This window comes from Lapidilactobacillus concavus DSM 17758 (assembly GCF_001435835.1).
In the GTDB taxonomy this organism is placed as follows: Bacteria; Bacillota; Bacilli; order Lactobacillales; family Lactobacillaceae; genus Lapidilactobacillus; species Lapidilactobacillus concavus.
The window spans coordinates 19991-42815 of sequence record NZ_AZFX01000096.1 but is presented as its reverse complement, the minus strand read 5'-3'; the positions used below and the strand labels follow the sequence as shown (position 1 = coordinate 42815).

Here is a 22825-nt window from a genome sequence, read left to right as displayed (position 1 = left end):
AGTGTGTAACAAGGCGGTTAGCTTCTGAGCATTAACGATAATTTCTGAATGATTCGTGTAACGAATCGTTCAGAAATTGTGGTTAAGCGCAAGAAGTTGCCTTGTGTAACACGTTTGCGAAGGCTAATGTTTGAGGCGGAAGATTTATTCGCCGAGTGCGAAGCACGAGCCGAATAAACCTGCAGCCGGCCCCACAGCAAAGACAACAACTTTCCACGCAGAGGACTGACGGGGCTGATGGTTTGAAAGACATGCGAAGCACGAGCCGAATAAACCTGCAGCCGGCCCCACAGCGAAGGCAACAGCTTTCCACGCAGAGGACTGACGGGTCTGAAGGCCAGGTAACACCTCACACCACACTCTATTTGCGCTTTGTGTTAAAATGTATCTTGGATTGTCTAATAGTGAGGAATCAAGATGGCTAAAAACTGGTCGCAATTTTTAATGCCGTATAACCAAGCGGTAGATGAATTAAAATTAAAATTTAGAGCTATTCGTAAACAATATCAAAGTATGGGTGAGCACACACCAATTGAGTTCGTGACTGGTCGTGTGAAGCCTGTGAATAGCATTCTCGAGAAGATGCATCGGCGTTTTATTCGCGAAGAATTGCTCGAGACGGACATGCAAGATATTGCGGGTATTCGAATCATGGTGCCTTTTGTTGACGATATTTATCAAGTGGCTGATTTGATTCGGCAACGGCAGGATATGCAAGTGATCGAGGAACGGGATTATGTTTCTAACAGCAAGCCAAGTGGCTACCGATCGTACCATATCGTTGTGGAATATCCGATTCAGCTGGTTGATCATGAGAAAAAAATTCTAGCCGAAATTCAGGTTCGGACGTTGTCAATGAATTTTTGGGCAACGATCGAGCATTCATTGAATTATAAATATCAGGGTGAGTTTCCGGAAGAAATTAACGAACGGCTGAAGCGTGCTGCCGAGGCTTCTTTTATGTTGGATCAAGAAATGTCCGAGATTCGTGGTGAGGTTCAAGAGGCGCAGCGCTTATTCGCGTCTGGTCAGTTGGATAATATTGAACCGCAACCGTCAGAAGATCAAGCGACAACGTCGGGTAAAGATTCGCGTTCAACGAGTTCCCCGACCGATGCGACTAAGAAAAATGAGGATGAGCCATGAAAATAGCAGTCATGGGCAACACGAGTGAAAAGTCATCTCAAGTTACCGCCGATCTTAAACGCAAATTGCTGGCGGCAGGTCATGAATTAACGACTGCTGATCCACAGTTAGTGGTGAGTGTCGGCGGCGATGGAACGTTGCTGAATTGTTTTCACCGTTACTCGCACATCCTAGATACGGTGCGTTTCATCGGGGTCCATACGGGGCATCTGGGTTTCTATACCGATTGGCGCGATTATGAACTCGATGATCTGGTCAAGGAGATCAATGCTGATGTTGGACAGAGTGTCAGTTACCCCTTGTTAGATGTGCAGGTGAAGTATGCGACTCAAAAAGAGGCGAGTCATTTTTTGTCCTTGAATGAGTCGACGTTGCGTCGTAATGCCTTGACAATCAAAACTGATATTTATATTCGCGATGCTTTTTTTGAGAGTTTTCGTGGTGATGGGATTTGTGTGGCAACACCAACGGGTTCAACGGCCTATAGCAAGTCGTTAGGTGGTGCGGTTTTACATCCTCGGTTGGAAGCTCTTCAGTTGACAGAGATTGCATCGATCAACAATCGTGTTTTCAGAACTTTATCCTCACCGATTGTCATCGCGCCTGATGAATGGATCACAGTTAAGACGCAGACTGCTGCAGATTACACGCTGACCGTTGATCAGTTAAGCAGTCACAATCGTGCGATCACTGAGATCAAGTATCAAATCGCTAAGGAGCGGATCCACTTCGCGAAGTATCGTCATATGCATTTCTGGTCACGCGTCGAAGATTCGTTTATTGGCAGTATTCGAGAACAGAATAATGGACTTTAAATGGCAATTTTTTGCGGCTAATTTTCCGGATCAAGAAAAAATGACGCTCCAGAGTTTCTTGAAGCATCAAGGTTTCTCAAAGTCACAAATTGGTCGTCTGAAGTTTGCGGGTGGGCACATTTATGTGAATCATCGTCGGCGTTACACGAATTATCTGCTGCATGATCGCGATGTGGTCTTCGTCACGCTGGCGCCAGAAGCGGCGGCTGAGACGGTAACCACGAGTCATTTACCGATTGATATTATTTATGAAGACGAGTTGTTTCTCGTGGTGAATAAACCTGCGGGTCTGGCATCGATTCCTTCTCGGCGTCATCCCAATGATTCGCTGGCCAATCGTGTTAAAGGCTACCTGCAGTCGCAGGGCGCGGAAAGTTTGTCAATTCATATCGTCACACGTTTGGACATGGACACTTCTGGTCTGGTGATTTTTGGCAAGAGCGCCTATGCCCATTCTTTGTTAGATGAACAAAATAAACAGCACCGACTTCAAAAAACATACTTAGCCTTAGCACAGGGACAATTCGCACAGTCGAGTGGCTTGATCGACCTGCCCATTCGGCGGCGCGATGAGCACGGGATGACACGGATTGTTGCCGCAGATGGCAAGCCTTCACGAACGCGTTATCGAGTGCTGCAAGATTATAAGGTAGGATCATTAGTGCAGCTCCGCTTGTTAACGGGGCGCACGCATCAGATTCGCGTGCATTTGGCAGCGTTAGGGCATCCGCTGTTCGGTGATGCGTTATATGGCGGGCCGATGACGCCATCTGCACAGAGACAGGCGCTTCATTGTGCTCATCTCGTTTTTTATCAACCGATTTTGAAGAAAGAAATTCAATTAGACGCGCCACTTCCGCAAGATTTTGTGACGATCGAAGCGGAAATGAAACAAGGCGTTTAGCAAGTTAGATTTAAGATCAGGCGTCAAAATTCAATCAATGAGTGAGTTATCGAGGTGGTTCCATGGAAAAGCAAAAGAGTCAATTAGAAGTTACCCATGCCGAGTTGTTACAGGCACTCGCCAATAATGAAACGAAGGTTTTTCGTAAACGTTTCTTAGACATGCACTTCTATGATCAGGCCCATTTTTATCTCTCCTTGGAACCCGATCAGCGCAAGCAGCTCTATCGCGTGTTGAACGCCCATGAGGTTGGTGACTTCTTCGATACGATCGAGGATGATCTACCGGAAATGACCGAGTTGTTGGCGGAAATGGACACGCAATATGCGGCGAACATGTTGAATGATATGTTCGATGATAATGCGGCTGATATTCTGGAGCACCTGCCTAAAGAGGATGTCGATCGTTATTTGTCATTGATGAATCGTTCGGATGCCATCAAGCTGCGCAAGTTGTTGCACTATGACACGGAAACCGCCGGTGGTATCATGACCACGGATTACGTCAGTGTGCTTGAGGATCTCGATGTGGGACAGGCGTTGGCTGAATTGAAGCGAGTCGCTGCGGATGCGGAGACGATTTATTACGTTTATGTGGTCAATTCGGATAATTTGTTGGTTGGCGTTTTGACCTTGAGAGATTTGTTGGTCCACGACAGTCACACCAAGTTGGCCGAAATTATGACACCCAACGCAATCACGGCGAGCGTTCATGATGAACAGGCTGAGGTTGCGCAAAAAATTCGAGATTATGATTTTATTGCGTTACCTGTTGTGGATGATCAACAGAAATTAGTCGGGATTATCACGGTTGACGATGCCATCGAGGTTATTGATGATGAAGCTCAGTCCGATTATTCTGGACTTGCCGGTGTCGATGTTGATTATGTCTCTGAAAACCCATTTAAAGCGGCTTCGAAACGTCTTCCTTGGCTGATCACCTTATTGTTTTTGGGAATGTTGACGGCGACCTTGATCAACCATTATGAAGCGTTGTTAAGCACCGCTAGTATTCTTGCCGTGTTCATCTCATTGATCACGGGGACTGCTGGTAATGCGGGCACCCAGAGTTTGGCAGTGGCGGTTCGCCGATTGGCAGTCAACGGCGATAACAAGCCGAAGATTTGGCGATTAGTCCTCAGCGAAGTGCTGACGGGATTAGTCACAGGCGTCATTACTGGGTTGACCGTGATGCTAATTGTCGGTATTTGGAAACAGAATCTGATTTTAGGTGTGACGATTGGTCTGGCCATGGCAGCTGCCATCACCGTTGCTAATTTAGCCGGCAGCCTAATTCCAATGTTAATGGAAAAAATCGGCTTCGATCCCGCAGTTGCAAGCGGGCCGTTTATCACCACGCTGAGCGATTTGACCAGTGTATTGATCTACTTCAGCATTGCCCAATTTTTCCTGAACGCTTTTTTGAACTGAAGCCTAGTTTTAAGCCGGCAACTGAAATTTTCTAGCGGAAGATTTCAGTTTTTTTAATGGCAAAATTCTTTAAAATTAATTCAGCCGAATGCGCTTTAAAGTGCTAGAATTAAACAAATACAGACAAAATTATTGAGAACAACGCAACTGATATTTTTTTAGCGTAGATTCGGAATGGAGCACGAAATGGGACCACAATTTCAAAGTGAATTAAAAAAGTTACAATCAAAATTTATGGATATGGGCATTACGGTCAGTGACCAAATTTACCGTTCAACAAAGGCGTTTGCGGATCACGATAAAGAGGCGGCACAGGCGGTCGTCCTAGCAGATCATCAAATCAACGAGCACGAGACAGATCTTGAGAAGCAGGCTTTATACATGATGGCACTGCAGCAACCAGTGGCCACGAGTTTTCGGGAAGTCATCTCGGTACTGAAGGCGAGTTCCGATCTTGAGCGAATCGGCGATCACGCCGTGGGTATTGCGCGTGAGACGATTTATATCAAGGGTAATCCGCGCATCGACCGCATCGAAAAGATGATCGCAAATCTAACGGACGCCATTCGCAAGATGCTAGAGGATTCACTGAACGCGTATTTCAAGGAAGATGCAGAAGCTGCTAAACAGATTGCAAAGACCGATGAGGAGATCGATCGTCAGTTTGTCGCTATTCGTAAAGCCGTGACTTCCAAAGAAAACGAAGATGCCCAACATGCGGCAGCCAAGGCCAGTTATCTGATGGTTGCGCGGTTCCTTGAACGAATCGGTGACCACATTGTTAATATTTCTGAATGGACCGTTTATAGTAAGACAGGTCGCATCATTGAATTGAGCGATGATCAGAAGCGAATGGAAGATCACCTGCCAGAACAATAACAGTATGATGATTGGCGTGAAGCTTTCGTCAGATGAGTTAACTGCTTTTTAACCGTCAATTTGTTAGGATAAACTTGAGGAACGAGACGTTTTTATCAGCATAAAATCATTGGAAAGTGGCGAGATGAGATGACAACAATAGGCTTTATTGGTACTGGGGTCATGGGAACTAGCATGATCAAGAATTTATTGAAGGCGAATTTCACCGTTAATGTCTTTAATCGAACACGTGCACACGCACAACAAGCAATCGATGCCGGCGCAACTTGGACAGATTCTCCAGCGGCGGTGACACAGAAAAGTGACGTGGTGATCACCATTGTTGGGTTTCCTAAGGACGTTGAGGAAGTTTACTTTGGAGAACACGGGATTCTCTCGGTTGCGCGTCCTGGTCAAACCGTGATCGATATGACGACAAGCAAGCCGAGTTTAGCCCGAGAAATTTTTGCCGCAGCTGCACAAAAGGGCGTGAATGCTTTGGATGCGCCCGTATCTGGTGGTGACATTGGTGCACAGAAAGGGACACTGACGATCATGGTTGGTGGTTCGGCGGGTGTTTATACGAAGATGCAACCGATTTTTGCAGCAATGGGCCAACAAGTTAACTTATTCGGCGGTGCGGGCAGCGGTCAGGCGACAAAAATGGCGAATCAAATCATGATTGCTGGCACCATGACTGGCATGACGGAAATGCTCGTGTATGCTAAAAAAGCCGGCTTAGATTTAGACAAAGTGTTGACGACAGTCGGTGGCGGCTCTGCAGCAAACTGGTCGCTCACCAATTACGGCCCCCGTATTTTAAAAGAAGATTACTCTGCTGGCTTCTTTGCCAAGCATTTCTTGAAAGATCTGCGAATCGCACTTGAAGAAGCCGACCAAATGGGGATTGATTTACCCGCAACGGCTCAGGCTAAGCAACTTTACGAACAATTAGTGGATGAGCGCCAATTAGGCGACGACGGTACCCAGGCGCTCGTGAAGTTGTGGTGGTCGTAATAATGGGCAAGGAGTTTGTTGAACCATGACGGATAAAAATAAACCACACGATCAGCAGACCGATGAAACGATGGATCAATCGCGCCGCCAACCATTGCTCAAACCAGTTGATTATACGCAACATCATGCGGAAATCGTACAACAGCCAGTTATTCGTGAAGTCAAATGGGACGACCTTGAGTTACAACTCAAAAAACTTGATCAACAACGACAACACCAGGCTCAACGGCTTCAACGGGCGCTCCAACAAGCTCGCGGACAGGCAAGGTTTGAGTTGAGTCGCCAACAAAATTTAGAGGATCGTCAACCATCGCCCAACGCGCCTCAACATGATTGGCAGGCACGCCTCAATTTAATTAATGCGACCCTGCAGAAGTGGTTTCAGACAACGTCGATGGTGGATGAACTCTATTTGCCGCCGACAATGCAATATCGGCTCGTTGCCACGACTGAAACAACTGCGATGACCACCACGGCCGATGCAATTCAGTCTAGTGATCAACAATTCCGTCAATTTTTCACGGCACGAAAACTCAACTTTGAACTGATCTCGTTAACCGATTTTCAACAGCTATTAGCCGAGCCAGTTGCCGACATCACCGAAGACCTCGTGGTAGTGCTACCTCTATCGGCAGCCATCGTCACCAAGGCCAAGTTACCAGCAAACACCAATTTGAAATTAGTCCCGTGGATTTCGGAAGCCGCCGTGGCGTCTGCACAGTTCGTAGAAGTACTCGCATATCCTGAGTCATTCTACGGCGCCTTCGTGGAAACACCGATGATTCTAACTAAAATTCAACGTTTTTTGGGAAATCAATTACCCATTACCGTGTTAAGCAATCAAGTTGATGACGAGGATTGACCGTCAAGACGATTTGACAGCATCAGGCTTTTGATGATAAACTGACTTCAATTTGATAATTATAGTCTAATCCAGTAGTTCTGACTGTCCACGCTAAGAAAGCCGATGGATGCTGCGAATCGGTCGATCATTCAGAATGAATTACAATAGACGTTGCACAGGTTGGTTCACTTTACGCACCTTTAAGTTGTCTGCAATTGCAGGTAATTGGGTGGTACCGCGGTAAATTATCGTCCCTAACTGAGTCGTCAGTTGGGGATTTTTTTGTGCAAATGCTCGGTTGTAGTTCGTCAAGCTGTGCGTTAGATTAAACTAGATAGCGTTGTGTGCGAATTTAGATTGCCAGTTAAGGTGTATTCTGAAATGAGGACTCAATTGTGAAGGGAGTTTTTTTGAAATGGAACGACAAGAAATATTAGCAGATCTCGAGTGGCGTGGTGCCATTAACCAGACGACCGATCGTGAGGGATTGCAAGCCTTGACCGCTGAAAAAGCGATCTCACTGTACTGTGGTGCGGATCCAACTGGCGACTCGTTGCACATCGGACATTTAATTCCGTTTATGATTCTGAAACGATTCCAGCAAGCCGGTCATCATCCGGTCATCGTCATTGGTGGCGCGACTGGTTCGATTGGTGACCCCTCTGGCCGCAAGTCGGAACGAACGTTACAATCGATGGATCAAATCCAGAAGAATAAAGAAGCCATCACGAAACAGATGACCCGTTTGTTTGGAACGGACAATTTTACGATCGTTGATAACTACGATTGGCTCTCAAAATTGAGCCTATTAGATTTCTTGCGACTTTATGGTAAAGAATTTCCAATCAATGTGATGTTAAACAAAGAAGTCGTTGCCTCTCGATTATCTGTCGGAATTTCGTTCACAGAATTTACTTACCAAATTCTGCAATCGATTGATTTCCTGACCTTGTACCGCGAACACGACGTTCAATTACAAATTGGTGGCGCAGATCAGTGGGGGAATATTACCGCCGGGACAGATCTGATCCACAAGCTAGAAGGTGCGGAGGCCCGCGTCTATGGCTTAACTGTTCCATTGCTGTTAAAAGCCGACGGCACAAAATTTGGGAAAACGGCTGGCGGCGCAGTTTGGCTAGATGCTGAAAAAACAACGCCGTATGAATTTTACCAATTCTGGATGAATCAAGATGATCGCGATGTTGTCAAATACTTGAAGTACTTTACTTTCTTATCGCGTGAAGAAATTGAAGACTTAGCAGAAAAAACTGAGAAAGCACCCGAAAAACGTGAAGCGCAACGGACGCTAGCACGTGAAGTGACTGCCTTTGTGCATGGACCAAAAGCCGTAGAAGAAGCAGAACATATTTCTGCCGCATTATTCACCGGCGCCGTTTCAGAGCTCAACGCGGAAGAAATCGAACAAGGTTTCAAGGAGATGCCAAGCGTCACGATTGCACCCACTCAGATCAACCTAGTTGAATTTCTGGTGGACCTCACGAAGATCGAGCCTTCGCGTCGTCAAGCACGAGAAGATATCAACAATGGTGCCATCTATGTTAACGGCGAGCGCCAACAGGATGTTGCGTTTGAGGTGAACACAGACGCAGCGTTTGAGGGGCGTTTCGTGATTATCCGCAAAGGCAAGAAGAAGTACACACTCGTACGGATTGAAAAATAATTGATTGTTAGAGACACATGCTGGGCATGTGTCTCTTTTTATACTGGCGCTAACCGCAATTGCTGCAGAAATGGTTGTGCTTACGCTGCGGGAAAAATGGTTGACCCGCTTGTGGGGCCGGTTCCAGCTCTTTAGAAGCAAGCTTCTAAAGGAGCTTCTACCTTAAAATTGAGCCTTCGTTGCACGAAGTCTCAATTTCATCCCATGTTGTCAGATCTGCATCACGAGTGACGCAGATCAACAACATTTTCACAGCGTGTCAACCATTTTTCCCTCCGCTACCGAAGATAGTTAGCAAACCCAAAGAAACAAGTGGGAGTTTCTTTAAATTGAGAACCGTCAATTATAATTGATAATCAAACCCAGTTATTCAGACCGCAAGACGACCCCACAGCTGATCACGGTTATTTTCTGGAGCAACTTCGTCAATAGAAGGGCAAATCACGGTTATTCTCCACAGCAACTTCGGAAATAGAAGGACAATACTCCGAGTCGATTCTCAACAATTACACCACACATTTGTGAAAAGCTTGTTCACGGCCCAGAAATATTACAAGAATCAGCTGATTTGTCACACTTCTATTTACCACGCGGCAATTTAAGATAACATTTGTACTTAAACCTTGCTACCATAGGCCTGAGGCGTGTTACAAATTGGACGTTGTCACATGACATTAAAGAGAAAACCATCCATTTTTAAAATCAAAACGTTGATTTAACGGCATTTCACAATCATTAAAAAAGTACAGAAAAATTTTAATTGTTATCTGATCTTGGTCTGTTTGTAAAGATCCTGTAAAGATGTGCATGGTATACTGCTTCTCGTATTTAAAACATGGGAGTGTACAAATTTGAGAAAACTTACGAAGCGTATCTTAATCAGTGCGGCCACTTTTCTTTTAGCTGGTCCAGTATTTATTAGCCCGAGCACAGTATCTGCAGACAAGGTTACTGATACGAAAACAGCTATTTCTTCAAATCAGAGTAGCTCTGCAAAATTATTAGCTCAGATCAACGAGCAAGAAAATAAAGTCGATAAATTAAATAACGATGTCTCAAACAAAATGGTTGAGATTGATAAGACGCAAAGCTCAATCACGGACACTGAAAAACATATCAATGACTTAACGGGTCAAATTAGCACAGCACAAGCTGAGTTAAATGATCGTAAATCTGTTTTACGTGAACAACTAATTGAATTACAAAAGAAATCAACTAATAGTGTTTCTGGTAATATCTATGTTGACTTCGTTTTAAGCAGTGATGATTTCACAGATTTGATTTCACGTTCATTCGCAGTTAACAAGTTAAACAAAGCTAACGAACAGGCAATGGATGCTGTTGATGCTGCCAAGAACAAACTTGCTGATCTTAAAGATGAACAAGTTTCTAAGAAGGCACAATTAGTTGCAACCAAAGCAAGATTAGTGACTGAAAAGGATAGCTTGGTTTCAGCTAAGAAAGACGCTGAAGCTGCTGGAGCAAGTTTACAAAAGCAATTAGATGACAACAAAGATGTTCTTGAAAGCTTACAAGCTGACTTGAACAAAGCAGTTGCCGCAGTTAAAGCTGCAGCTGACGCACAAGCTAAACAAGCTGCTGCTGCAAGAGCTGCCGCAGCTCAACGCAAATTAGCTGCAGTTAAGGCTGTTAAGAGCACTGTAACTGGTTCAAGCGCTGTTGTTTCGAGCGTTGTTAACAATGTGTCATCTTCGTCTTCATCTTCATTTTCATCTTCATTTTCATCTTCATCTTCTGCTTCGAGCACACCATCAGTTTCAGGTGGTTCAATTGCAAGTAATGCGGCTAAATATATCGGCGTGCCTTATGTATGGGGCGGAACTACACCAGCCGGTTTTGACTGCTCAGGTTTGATTTGGTATGCTGCTAAACAAGCTGGTATCGACTTTGGAAAAAAACGTACTTCCCAAGATCTAAGTAGCCTTGGCAAATATGTTCCAGTAAGTGCACTTCAAGCCGGCGACCTTGTATTCTGGGGTGGCGTTGGTAGTGCTCATCACGTTGGTATTTACATTGGCAATGGTGTTTACATCCATGCGCCAAGACAAGGGAAACCTGTCCAATATCAAACAATTAAAAACTACCGCCCAAATTTCGGACGTCGTCTTTAATCGTTAGTTTACTCATATAGATAAGAAGATAGCTCCGTAGTAGACAGCCTTGATGGTTGCTATTACGGAGCTATTTTAGGTTTAAGGTGTTCTCGAATACGCTGCGGGAAAAATGGTTGACAGGCTGTCTGGAAGTTGCTCCAGAAATGGTTGTGTTTTGCTGTGGGGCCGGTTCCAGGCGTTTTAGTTGCGGACAATTCCGCAACTAAAACGCCTCCCACCTAAAATTCAAGCCTTCGTTCGAAGTCTTGAATTCTGCCCGTGCTGTAAGCTTGCTTGCGCAACTTCTTAGTTGATGAGAGTATCAACAACTCCTATTGATTCACAGCGTGTCAACCATTTTTCCCTCCGCTACCAGAAATTAATGGCTAAATTGGTTTGACGCAGCTCTTCAAATCAAGAAGCTGTCAATGATAATTGACGATCAAACCCAGTTATTCAGACTCACAGCCGACCCCACAGCCTATCACGGTTATTTTCTGCAGCAACTTCGTCAATAGAAGCACAACAAAAAAGGAGGATTTCTCCTCCAACATTTATCATGCGTTAACTTCATCTAAATCAACAAACATATAACTAGCTGCCTTATAACTAATCGCCAATTCTTCGTGATTGGTAGTTTCCACGATAATTGGTCCTTCAAAGGGCTCGTGGCGTTTCACGATAAGCTGAGATCCAAGTGGCAAGTGAAGCCCCTCGAAATACATCAGGAACTCGTGATTATCGATAACTCGTTTGAGCTGAACCACACTGTTGTCGGGCATTTCCACGAGTACTTGATCACTTTGGTCAGTGAGTGGCGCATTGCCGGGAATCAAGCCACCATGAGGGCAGCGCTCGGGCTGATCGAGGAAGTCGTTGAGGCGTTGGACAAGCATCCCATCGGTGGCGTGTTCGAGGACATCCGCGGCTTCGTGGACTTCGCTGATGTTGTAATTTAATTTGTCATGTAAAAAAACTTCCCAGATGCGGTGACGACGCACGAGATTGGTGGCAATCGTCGTTCCTTTTTCTGTCAGCGAGATCTCATTATAAGGGGTATGTCTAACCAATTCTTCTTTGGCGAGACTCGTCAACATTTCTGTAACTGAAGGGGCGCTGACTTGCAAAATATCCGCAATATTTTTGTTGGTGATTTTGCGTTGATCGTGGCGTAATTCATAGATCGCCTTGAGATAATTTTCTTGATTAGGTGACACGACGAACCTCCATGCAACATTCTGACTCTCCTTATTATAGCTTATTTGAGCAAGTTTAAATAGTTAATTGCGCGTGGTGGGGCGACAATTCGAAATCAGCTTGACAGTTAAGCATAATTCTTGTAAAGTAGCCGCATTGGCTTGAATAATTAGATGTCGTAGTTGTATTCATTACGAAGTGGCACCTGGTCATTATGGCTATTTTTTTATTGCAAATATGATGTCACTATTGTAGGCAACGCGTTAAAATAAAGTGACACGATAAACTCAGTGATTAAGCTGGAGGAAGATTATCTTGCGGTTAAATGAACAGAAGCGGCAGACAATGTCGCTCGCGGGGTTAATGATAACGATCGGCATCGTTTATGGCGACATTGGGACGTCACCATTGTACGTTATGAAGACGATCATCACCGATAACGGTGGGATTAACACGGCGACACGAGAAATGATCATGGGCAGTATCTCATTGATTTTCTGGACGGTCATGTTGCTGACGACAATCAAGTATGTGTTGATTGCGTTGCAGGCGACCAACCATGGTGAAGGTGGGATCTTCTCACTGTATGCCTTAGTTCGACGTCGTAAAAAATGGCTGATTTATCCTGCTTTGATCGGCGGCGCGGCGTTGCTGGCAGACGGTATGTTAACGCCGGCAGTGACGGTCACGACGGCGATTGAAGGCTTAAAGGGAATTGATTTTGATGGCTTTACTTTGGTGAGCACGCAGCAACAAGTCATTGTGATTACCATTGTGATTCTGTCTTTCCTTTTCGTGATTCAACGATTCGGGACAAGTGTGATTGGGCGTGCGTTTGGACCAATCATGTTTATCTGGTTCCTTTTCTTAGGTTTGACCGGGTTGGCACACATGGCCGCGGACTTTTCGATCTTGCGTGCATTAAACCCTTATTATGCCATTAAGCTGCTGTTCTTCAGCTCAGACAATCATGTGGGTGTCTTCATCCTCGGTAGTGTCTTCTTGGCGACAACGGGTGCTGAGGCCCTTTATTCGGACGTTGGCCATGTGGGTCGTGTGAACATTTATGGGAGCTGGCCATTTGTCTTCATCAGTTTGATGTTGAACTATTTTGGTCAAGGCGTCTGGGTGATGAATAATGCGTCTAACAGTGCGATTGGCGCCGATCAATCCTTCAACCCGTTTTTCGAGATGCTTCCTGGTCAATGGCGGTTAATTGGTATCGTGTTGGCGACGCTAGCCGCGATCATTGCATCCCAGGCGTTGATTACCGGCTCTTACACGTTGGTTTCCGAAGCCGTTCGACTCAAGTTTTTCCCTCGAATGAAAATTATTTACCCTTCTGAAAAACATGGACAGATTTATATTCCACTGGTCAACGCGATTCTCTGGATCGCTTGTATTGCCATTATTTTCTACTTCCGTACCTCTGCACACATGGAGGCTGCTTACGGGTTGGCAATCACAGTAACCATGCTGATGACTACGTTACTCTTGTACCAATTCTTACGACAAGTCCATATTAAAACTATCTTGGCTGCGCTGATGGTGATTTTCTTCGGTGCAATCGAAACAATGTTCTTGATCTCATCGTTGGTTAAATTCGTTCATGGTGGCTATGTCACTGCCATTATTGCTGGATTGATCTTGCTTGTGATGTACATCTGGTATTATGGGAATCGGATTCGCGACCGTGAAGAATTCCAGTCTGCCTATATTAGTCTCGATGATTATAAAGATCAACTGGCAAAATTAAGTAACGATGATTCACTGCCTATTTTTAGCGATAATATCGTCTATATGGCTAAGGTAAAGCCAGGGGATATGATTAAGCGCGAGATGCTCTACTCGATCTTAGACAAGCGTCCAAAGCGCGCTAAGGCCTATTGGTTCGTAACGGTCAATGTCACCGACGATCCTTACACGGCAGAGTATAGTGTCAACACGATGGGAACACGTAATGTGATCAACGTTCAGTTGTACCTCGGGTTCCGCCGTGAGCAGCGTGTTAATGTTTATCTGCGTGCCATCGTTCATGAGATGATTGAACGTGGACAGATCGATCCACAGCCGAAGAAATACACCACGATGTTTGGTCGTGATGTGGGTGACTTCAGTTTCGTTATCGTGCAGGATGTGATCTCGCCACAAACGCAGGTCAGTGCAATTGATCGTATGATTATCCTGCTCCGAGTTGGTTTGCAGAACATTACGAGCAATCCTGCCTCATGGTTTGGCCTTGAATTTGCGGACGTCATCGTCGAGAAAGTACCATTAATTCTAGGTAAGACGAAGCCACTGAGTCTCAAGTATTTAAGCCGTGATCAGGCACAAGAGCGGCATTCACAGATCCATGAAGATAGTAAGTTGAAGCGCAACAAGGTCCCTGAAACAACGGACGACAATGACTTTGAAGATCAATAGTTTTGAACTGCAACTCGAGGAAACTCGGGTTGCAGTTTTTTAATGGCAAAAAAAGAAGCAACCTTCAAAGGATTGCTTCCTTAATCAACTGCTTTAACGAATTAAGCCGTTTACCGGGTTTGAACCGGTGACCTCATCCTTACCATGGATGCGCTCTACCTGCTGAGCTAAAACGGCATATACTTGAGCTCCGTGTGACATCACGAACACTAAATAGTATATAGAATTGCCCATAGGATTGTCAACATGATTTTTAAGATTAATCGATTCCTTGTTGAGCAGACAGAGAAGTGTCGCGGATGGCCACTTGAACCGGTTGCTCATGTCTACCTGCTAGTTAAACTCAGAGGTTGCTTGAACGCTTGCAAGATGAATGTAAGGTCTTAATGATCAATTCAGATTAATTGCCAAAAATTCAATTGCTCATGACCGTTTTTCGCGAAAATTTAGTCAGTTAGGCTGTTGGAGCAAGATTCGTTGACAAAGATTTTAGGAGTGCTATCTTATTTAAAGTAAGTATATTTCTAAGGAGTGATTCCAATGGTTCAATTAACTGAAGAAATGAAAGAAATGCTTGGCAAACAGCTTGCCTTTATCGCGACTGTTGATGAGGATGGCAATCCGAATGTTGGTCCCAAAGGTACATTGCGCGTTCTGGACGATTCACATTTGATTTATAACGAAATGACAGGACGACAAGCACGGCACAATATTCTAGACAATGGTCGAATTTCTGTTGGGGTTGCTAGCAAGAAGACGTATAAAGGCTTCCGCTTCGTCGGAACGGCGACCTATTATGATGAAGGCGCGTATTTCGATCAGTCTGTGGCATTCGCTGAATCGATTCACCTCGAGAAGCCATTCGGTGCAGTTGTGATCGAGATCAAGAAGATTCAATTACTCGACGCAACCGAGCACGCGGGAGAAACAATTCAAGAATAACCGTTCAAATTGAAAACCAAGGTGTTTCAGATCCATCGAAGAAGCTAAACGTTAAAAAACGTCTAGCTTCTTTTTGACTAAAGTGAGTGAGTGGCTGACTTCGGTTATTTTTCGTGGACAGAGGCTTGAGCATGAGTGGATCAGATCGTGAGTCGCCACCTGAATCATGTGACGTCGTTATAACGACCAAAATTTCGCTCAGTTTTTGAAGTTAGCTGTCGATTTTGCGATGGCTGAGAAGGCGGGTATTGTCAGGAGTGCAAGTGCGCGGCATTCAACGAAAAAAAGACACAGGCAGTTAAAAAAGCTCTCTCATATTTGTCTAATCTTTTTTCTAATGTTATAATCATTTGATGACAAACTAATATTGAAAGGTTGTTGCACACATATGAATAAAAATCATGTTCTTGTTCGTGGTGGTGCTGGCGACACAACAGCTGCCGAATCTGCACGCGTTCAAGATAATCTTTACCTTTCCGTCAATGGCGAGTGGGCAAAGACTGCTGAAATTCCTGCCGATCGTTCGACAGCCGGTGGTTTCGCGGATCTTTCCGTTGGCGTTGAGAATCTTTTATTGGACGACTTTGAGAAGTTTCGCGAAGATCCAAGCCAAGTGACTGATCCAATTTTGCGTGAAGCCGTTAAGCTGAATCAATTAGCACTCGACTTCAAGAAGCGTGATGCTGACGGCACGGAGCCAGCTAAGGAAGCCTTGGCAAAATTAGCTGACTTGAAGAGTTGGTCAGATGTCAACGCGAAGTTGGCCGAATTGATCGAAGATGGCATTGCGTTGCCATTTGATATTGGCGTTGAGCCAGATATGAAGAATACAGCGCAATACTTGTTATACATCGACGTTCCAGGCTTAATTTTGCCAGACAAGACATATTATGTCGAAGACAATGAGAATGGCAAGCAATTAATGGGTGTTTGGACAAAGATGGCCATCGACGTTCTGAAGAAATTCGACTTTGATGAAGCTGCAGCAACCGATCTGGTCGAAAAAGCGAAGGCCTTCGATGCTTCAATCGTGCCATTCGTCAAGAATTCAGAGGAACTCGCCGATTATACGAAGCAATATAATCCATACGACTTTGCAGATTTTGTTAAGTTAGCTCCTGCATTGGATTTCGCGACGGCTATTCCTGCAGTTCTGCAGAGTACGCCTGAAAAAGTCATCCTAACACAGCCTAAATACTTCGAAAACTTAGACAAACTCGTGACAGACGAGAGCTTCGATTCCTTCAAGGCTTGGTTACAAGTCGAAGAGATCCTCAGCACAACGGGTTACTTAAGCGAAGAGCTGCGCCAATTAGGTGGCACATATGGCCGTGCAATTAGTGGTCAAAAAGAAGCACCTAACCAAGTTAAACATGCCTATCGATTAGCAAATGGCTTCTTCAGCGATGTTGTTGGTAAATATTATGGTGAGACTTATTTTGGTGACGCTGCTCGTCAAGACGTCACGAAAATGATCAAAACGATGATCAATGTTTACAAGAATCGTTTGGCAAACAACAGCTGGTTGTCACAAGATACAAAAGACAAAGCAATCGTTAAACTGAATAACATCGTGATCAAGGTTGGTTACCCAGACCAAGTTCGCGCAGTTTATGGCAAGTTGAAGGTCAAGACAGCTGCAGAAGGCGGCGATTTGTTGAATGATACACTTGAATTGCAACGCGTTTTGCGCGCAGACAATTTTAGCAAAATCAATCAACCTGTTGACCGGACACGCTGGGCAATGCCTGGTAACTTAGTCAATGCTTGCTACGACCCAAGTTTCAACGATATTACCTTCCCGGCAGCGATTCTCCAAGCACCATTCTATAGCCTCGAACAATCAAGTTCTGAGAACTATGGTGGGATTGGTGCCGTCATCGCCCACGAAATTTCACACGCATTCGACAACAATGGTGCGAAATTCGATGAAAAAGGGAACATGGTCAACTGGTGGACGAAAGATGATTATGCCGCATTTGAAACGCGGACTAAAGCTATGATCGAAGAATTCGATGGGATCCCATACGCTGGCTCAAAGGTCAATGGTAAACTCGTCATCAGCGAAAACGTTGCCGATGGCGGTGGCTTATCTTGCGCCCTCGAAGCAGCAAAAGGCGAGGAAGATGTCGACTTGGCAGGCTTCTTCACCAACTGGGCAAACGTCTGGCGGATAAAAGCAACGAAAGAATACAGCCAATTGCTGCTTTCAATCGATGTTCACTCACCAGGTCCATTACGCGCCAATGTTCAAGCGCAGAACATGGACGACTTCTATACAACATTCAATATTACAGACAAAGATGGCATGTGGTTAGCACCAGAAAAACGTGTCAACATCTGGTAAAACAGGTAAATTGCCCGACGATTTTTTTCGTCGGGCAATTTTTGTTGTCAGAATTCATTACCACGTTATAATGAAGGAGTAAAAAGAAGCCCTACAGTCATAGGACTTCTCATAGCAGAACCGTTTAAGACGGTTGACATTTTAGATGTGATAGCTACCCAAAGATTGTCAAAGTTTACTGGGCGGCTATTTTTTTGTTTCGAAATTAGCGCCGATTTTGATCCCCACATCAAAGTCAGCGCTCATTTTGTGTCTGTGATTTTTCAGAGCAGCATCTGGCTGACACAAGACACGACGTTGGAAATATGAAATAATGAAGGCATTCAGGCGATTACTTCCGCAGATGCTGATGTTCCACGGGAATTAGTGTTGGAATAACGATGAGCCACGGGATGCAAATGGTAATCACGTTCCAGTTGATTGGCTTGACGTTGAGGGCCGCGACAAGCATGATTAGAAAAATCAGAAATAACCAAAAAGTTTTCAATTTGAAGGCTTGTTTGAACATCGGCAGGCTTCTTTCGAGGAGGATATTTGATGAGTAAACTAAATCGGACCGCGAATGATCAAAGAGAAATCGGCACACCACAGTCGCAGAACCCATTTGCAGTTCCAGATGTTGATTGGGTCAGAGAACAACAAGCGGCGTGGGACGATTTTGCACCGGATTATTATCAAGCAGAGCGCGAGAGTCAGTTGCCCTATGTTTCGGAAGTCATTGCGTTTTTGAAGCAACAGGCACTCTTGCCAGCAAAATTGATGGATCTCGGCTGTGGCGCAGGTCGCTTTTCAATTCCATTTGCACAAGCTAAGGTGCAGGTCCAGGCGGTCGATTTCTCTGAGGCGATGCTTCGGTTGTTGAAGTCGCGCGTGCAAGCGTTGAACTTAGATCAATGGATTGAGATGGAGCAGGCGGCTTGGCAAACGCTTGTGGCCCAACAACGCCCAGTACCGGTGTTGTGGCTGAGTATGTTGCCGGAAATTGATGCGGCGGAAATTCAACAACTAGGTCAGTTAGTGACGCATCAACTCATGATCTTTCGATTAACCGCGGTCACAAACGATCAACTCGATCGTTTGAGGTCTCAGTTAAACCTACCACAGGAACACCCAGAGGTACAACCACAATTAATGACGACTTATCAAAGTGCCTTACGACCTGATTTACACTTGATCCAGCATCATTATTTCCACTATGACTTGTCTGAAACAATGACGCGCCTTGAGCTTGACGAGTATTTGCGCGACGTCCTCGAACTCGACCCCGTGACAATGACGAAAGCTTTAGAAATGCTTGATTCCCAGATAATCAAGCATCAATTGACAATGGTCGATCATTATACGTTTGAATTGATGATTTTTCAGCGCTAGAGATGAGATGTCATACTAGAAAACAACTGACAATGATGAAGATGAAAAAATTCGTACATTTTTAGAAAACGCTAACATTTTATCTCAAATATGCTATATTGTTAATGTGAGCAAATTTTAAAATGTTAGTTATTTTTGGAGGTAGTCATGTCAGTTATTATTTTTGATTTCGGTGGAACCAGCGTTAAATATGGGACTTGGGACCAGGGAGAGCTCGGCAATCACGGCTCGTTTGTCACACCAAAAACTTGGCCGGAAATGAAGGAAAATTTGAAGGCCACATTTAACACCTTGAAGGAAAAGGTCACGGATGTTCAAGGTGTCGCGTTATCTTTACCAGGTGTCGTTGATGATGAGAAGGGTGAAATTCGTGGCGATAGTGCCATTCGTTACATTCACCGTTTCCCAATAAAAAAAGAATTGACAGCGCTGTTCGATCAATTGCCTGTCGCCATGGAAAATGATGCTAACTGTGCTGCTTTGGCTGAGTTGTGGCAGGGTAGTGCACAGGATGTCGATGATGCGCTCGTCATTGCGTTAGGAACGGGTGTTGGTGGTTCTGTGATTGTTAATCGGCAATTGGTCCGTGGTAAGAACTTGGTCGGCGGTGAATTTGGCTTTATGCAGATGACCCGTGAAGGCACGTGGAGCACAATGGGAACAGTTGTCCGCGCTGTAGAGCGTTATAACGAGCGTGCCCGCTTGGAGCAGCCAATTAATGGGAAGGAACTATTTGCTCGTGCTGAAGCTGGCGACGAATTGGCACAGACCGAAGTCGACAAATTCTATCAATATAACGCCATCGGGCTCTATAATTTAATCAGCAGTTTTAATCCGGATCGTATTATTTTAGCCGGTGGCGTTTCAGCACGCCAAGATCTACCCGTCATTCTCACCAAACGCGTTAAGAATCTATTGAAGTGGGCAGGTTTAACTGAACCCGTTGTTGATATTCAAGTGAGCCGCTTCTCCAACGATGCCAACTTGATTGGTGCCGTTAAGAACTTCAAAGATCGCCATCCCGAGATTGATTTGAAGTGACAAAACTGTTCGCGCGGAGTTAAAAGTCGTTCGTGAGATTTCAAAATTGACTTGGTATAATCACAATTATAGAATATGAAAAATATTCAACGACTTTCCGCGGGGGGAGGAATGACACAGTGACCAATCGAACAAGCCGAGTTTTAATCAACGTAGGCTCCGCCTTATCCTTAATTGGGATTATCGCATTGACCATTTATTGGTATCATCTGGGCCTTTTTCAAAATCGCGAATTATTGAACGACTATATTCATCAACGTCACATCGTCGGCCCACTCTTGTTTATCCTGATCCAAATCGTGCAGGTCGTCATTCCAATTATTCCTGGCGGTGTTAGCACCGCAGTTGGTGTTGTCCTCTTTGGCCCGCTGTATGGCTTTATATACAACTATGTCGGCATCGTCATCGGTTCCTTCATTAACTTCTTCTTATCACGGCGTTATGGTCAGAAATTTATTCTGCACATTATCCCGAAGAAGACACTAGATCGCTATTTGAGCCGTGCGCACGGTAGCCAAAAAACGTTTGACTGGTTTTTCGCACTCGCCATCTTTTTACCGGTTGCCCCGGATGACGTGTTGGTGATGATTGCCGGCCTGACAAAAATGACTTGGGCGAAATTTAGTACGATTATTATTTTGCTGAAGCCATTTACGATTGCAGCGTACAGCTTCGTGCTGTTGTATGGAGGGCATTGGATTTTACAGCTTTTACAATAATAATTAGAATCGAGCATCTTCGGAGAATTTTCGGAGATGTTTTTTTGTATTGGTGCTAACCGAAGTTGTTGTTACGCTGCGGGAAAAATGGTTGACACGCTTGTGGGGTCGGTTCCAGCTCTTTAGAAGCAGGCTTCTAAAGGAGCTTCCACCTTAAAATTAAGCCTTCGTTGCACGAAGTCTCAATTTTATCCCATGTTGTCAGATCTGCATCACGAGTGATGCAGTTCTGACAACATTTTCACTGCGTGTCAACCATTTTTTCCTCCGCTACCGAAGATAGTTAGCAAACCCGAAGAAACATGTGGAGAGTTTCTTCAAATTGAGAACCGTCAATTATGATTGACGATCAAACCCAGTTATTCAGACTTTCAACTTCGCCAATAGAAGGACATCAAAATCAAAGTAAGGGATTTTTTTTGTTGCCAGCTTGCGCTACAATGGAATGACAATCGCATCAAGAGTAGGAGAGTCAAGTCGTGTTAAAAGGAAAACGAATTTGGCTACGGCCATTCACAGACGAAGATTTGCCACTGATTGCTTGGCTAGGCGCGCACCCGCTCTATCACGAGACGGCCGGATTTGCCAATATCAGCAGTCCACAGATGTCACACGAGGTCTTGTCTGCCTACGAACGACGTCCCGAGAACTGGGTAATCTTGCATCCTGAAACTAAAAAAGCAATTGGATTTATTGAGCTGAATGAGCGGGGGGTTGATGAACGAAGTCACCTCGATCAGACGCGCGAGATTGGTTTTGTTTTGCGCGAGGAATTCTGGGGCCAGGGTTATATGAGTGAAGCTTTGGCGTTGGTCCTAGATTATGCCTTCACAGAGTTGAAAGTTTCAGAGATTTGGGCAGGCCATTATGAAAATAATACCCGTTCTGAACACCTTTTACGAAAATTCGGGTTTGAATATAAGTATCAAGTTGAAATCCCATTTGCGTTTATTGAACAAACCACACAAAAATATTATTTATTGACGGCAAGCAATTGGCAACGTTTTCGCAACAAATCGCGCTAGATTAGGACTCAAGCTGTGTTATAATTGTTTGTGATGAATTTATAGGAGTGATTGTATGGCGGACGTAGACATATTGAAAAAACGAATGAAAGAGATTGAAGCGACTCCACAACTGCGTTTGATGCGTAGTGCGGATAACGAGGAGCCTTTGGTCAACCAACATATTCAACAGTATCTTGTTTACACCGATTTCAAAGCCGATCAAGTCAAAGAAAAAACCAATTCGATTTTCGTTTACACGCCGTGGATGAATCTCGATTCGCAAGGCCGAATCCGCACAGACTTTCAAAATCAGCTGTTGTTTGATTACAACGGATGGGAAAACAGCATTCACATCACGGTTCTTGAGACGTTAGGTGCCGCCTCCCAACTTGCTTTTTTTGATTATCAAAATCATGGATTAGCCCAATTATCTTTGCAAGCATTAATTAAATTGGCTGAGCGCAATAATGTTGAACGAATTACCGCATCGTTATCATCATTCGATGGTGAAAATGACTTTGCGCGAATCAGCTATCTTTTCAAAAAAGTTGGATTCACCGTCGTCAATGCAGAGCCTGATAAGGGTGTCGCCCAGTTTGAATATAATTTTGGTATGTAAATAATAACTATTGCTGTTGAAACTTAACCTGTGGTATAATTAGTTCTCGCAACAACAAACAACAATAGCGTTTATAGCAATCCCCTTCGAGTTCTGTTTTCTCCCCCCGAATGAACAGAATAGAGAATAGCAACGAACACTGATCAGTTCAGTGTTCTTTTTTTGTGCTTTGCGAGTATGTCCACGCTTCGGAAAAATGGTTGGCTCGCTTGTGGGGCCGGTTCCAGCTCTTTAGAAGCAAGCTTCTAAAGGAGCTTTCGCCTAAAACTTGTAGCTTTTGTTGCACAAAATCTAAAGTTTTACCCGTGCTGTAAGCTCGAAACGCGTTCCGCAAGGCAGCAGTTTGCGT

19 protein-coding genes and 1 tRNA gene are annotated in these 22825 nt (G+C 44.6%); 17 read left to right on the top strand and 3 right to left on the bottom strand.

Annotated elements, in window-relative coordinates; all coding sequences use genetic code 11:
* The first annotated feature begins 417 nt into the window (after nucleotides 1-417).
* The 9 genes from yjbM to FC15_RS08840 all read left to right on the top strand — a co-directional run bounded on the left by yjbM (nucleotide 418) and on the right by FC15_RS08840 (nucleotide 10827).
* Entirely contained in the window at nucleotides 418-1146 is a 729-nt protein-coding gene (gene yjbM, locus FC15_RS08880; RefSeq protein WP_083479183.1) for a GTP diphosphokinase, read from the top strand.
* Nucleotides 1143-1961 (top strand): NAD kinase, encoded by an 819-nt coding sequence (locus FC15_RS08875; RefSeq protein ID WP_057825908.1) that lies wholly within the window; start codon nucleotides 1143-1145, stop codon nucleotides 1959-1961. Before yjbM ends, FC15_RS08875 begins: the two co-directional genes overlap by 4 nt.
* A complete protein-coding gene (locus FC15_RS08870; protein WP_057825907.1) occupies nucleotides 1951-2865 on the top strand; it encodes an RluA family pseudouridine synthase in 915 nt (304 codons plus the stop codon). The genes FC15_RS08875 and FC15_RS08870 overlap by 11 nt, the downstream gene beginning before the upstream one ends.
* A gap of 62 nt (nucleotides 2866-2927) precedes the next feature.
* Entirely contained in the window at nucleotides 2928-4295 is a 1368-nt protein-coding gene (mgtE, locus tag FC15_RS08865) for a magnesium transporter (protein WP_057825905.1), read from the top strand.
* Between the two features lie 186 nt (nucleotides 4296-4481).
* Nucleotides 4482-5174: a phosphate signaling complex protein PhoU gene (gene phoU / locus FC15_RS08860; protein WP_057825904.1), complete on the top strand. Its 693-nt coding sequence runs from the start codon at nucleotides 4482-4484 to the stop codon at nucleotides 5172-5174.
* 129 nt (nucleotides 5175-5303) lie between these two features.
* Nucleotides 5304-6170 carry an NAD(P)-dependent oxidoreductase gene (locus FC15_RS08855; protein WP_057825901.1) on the top strand — a complete coding sequence of 289 codons (867 nt, stop codon included), beginning with the start codon at nucleotides 5304-5306 and terminating at the stop codon, nucleotides 6168-6170.
* Between the two features lie 25 nt (nucleotides 6171-6195).
* A complete protein-coding gene (locus FC15_RS08850; protein WP_057825899.1) occupies nucleotides 6196-7032 on the top strand; it encodes a hypothetical protein in 837 nt (278 codons plus the stop codon).
* 397 nt (nucleotides 7033-7429) lie between these two features.
* A complete protein-coding gene (gene tyrS, locus FC15_RS08845; RefSeq protein ID WP_057825897.1) occupies nucleotides 7430-8695 on the top strand; it encodes a tyrosine--tRNA ligase in 1266 nt (421 codons plus the stop codon).
* An 851-nt stretch (nucleotides 8696-9546) separates the two neighbouring features.
* Nucleotides 9547-10827 carry a C40 family peptidase gene (locus tag FC15_RS08840; RefSeq protein WP_057825895.1) on the top strand — a complete coding sequence of 427 codons (1281 nt, stop codon included), beginning with the start codon at nucleotides 9547-9549 and terminating at the stop codon, nucleotides 10825-10827.
* 539 nt (nucleotides 10828-11366) lie between these two features.
* Here the strand turns inward: FC15_RS08840 and FC15_RS08835 are convergent.
* Nucleotides 11367-12026 (bottom strand): metal-dependent transcriptional regulator, encoded by a 660-nt coding sequence (locus FC15_RS08835; protein ID WP_057825893.1) that lies wholly within the window; start codon nucleotides 12024-12026, stop codon nucleotides 11367-11369.
* A 325-nt stretch (nucleotides 12027-12351) separates the two neighbouring features.
* Here FC15_RS08835 and FC15_RS08830 point away from each other — a divergent pair, with 325 nt between their 5' ends.
* Entirely contained in the window at nucleotides 12352-14430 is a 2079-nt protein-coding gene (locus FC15_RS08830) for a KUP/HAK/KT family potassium transporter (RefSeq protein ID WP_057825922.1), read from the top strand.
* A 104-nt stretch (nucleotides 14431-14534) separates the two neighbouring features.
* Here the strand turns inward: FC15_RS08830 and FC15_RS08825 are convergent.
* Nucleotides 14535-14607, bottom strand: a tRNA-Thr gene (locus tag FC15_RS08825).
* Nucleotides 14608-14970: 363 nt separating this feature from the next.
* Between FC15_RS08825 and FC15_RS08820 the strand changes: the two genes are divergently transcribed.
* The 7 genes from FC15_RS08820 (at nucleotide 14971) to FC15_RS08790 (ending at nucleotide 22476) form a co-directional block, all read left to right on the top strand.
* Nucleotides 14971-15372, top strand: coding sequence for a pyridoxamine 5'-phosphate oxidase family protein (locus FC15_RS08820; protein ID WP_057825891.1), 402 nt, complete (start codon nucleotides 14971-14973; stop codon nucleotides 15370-15372).
* A 388-nt stretch (nucleotides 15373-15760) separates the two neighbouring features.
* Nucleotides 15761-17719, top strand: coding sequence for a M13 family metallopeptidase (locus tag FC15_RS08815; RefSeq protein WP_057825888.1), 1959 nt, complete (start codon nucleotides 15761-15763; stop codon nucleotides 17717-17719).
* 537 nt (nucleotides 17720-18256) lie between these two features.
* Entirely contained in the window at nucleotides 18257-19090 is an 834-nt protein-coding gene (locus tag FC15_RS08810) for a class I SAM-dependent methyltransferase (protein ID WP_057825887.1), read from the top strand.
* A gap of 147 nt (nucleotides 19091-19237) precedes the next feature.
* A complete protein-coding gene (locus tag FC15_RS08805; RefSeq protein WP_057825885.1) occupies nucleotides 19238-20131 on the top strand; it encodes an ROK family protein in 894 nt (297 codons plus the stop codon).
* A 119-nt stretch (nucleotides 20132-20250) separates the two neighbouring features.
* Entirely contained in the window at nucleotides 20251-20850 is a 600-nt protein-coding gene (locus FC15_RS08800) for a TVP38/TMEM64 family protein (protein ID WP_057825884.1), read from the top strand.
* A gap of 479 nt (nucleotides 20851-21329) precedes the next feature.
* Entirely contained in the window at nucleotides 21330-21875 is a 546-nt protein-coding gene (locus FC15_RS08795; protein ID WP_057825883.1) for a GNAT family N-acetyltransferase, read from the top strand.
* Between the two features lie 55 nt (nucleotides 21876-21930).
* The gene (locus FC15_RS08790) at nucleotides 21931-22476 is read left to right on the top strand and encodes a GNAT family N-acetyltransferase (RefSeq protein ID WP_057825881.1); all 546 of its coding nucleotides are present in this window, start codon (nucleotides 21931-21933) and stop codon (nucleotides 22474-22476) included.
* Nucleotides 22477-22624: 148 nt separating this feature from the next.
* Here the strand turns inward: FC15_RS08790 and FC15_RS09380 are convergent.
* Nucleotides 22625-22825, bottom strand: a 201-nt coding sequence (locus tag FC15_RS09380) for a hypothetical protein (protein WP_235803374.1), incomplete at its 5' end; no start/stop codon positions are given.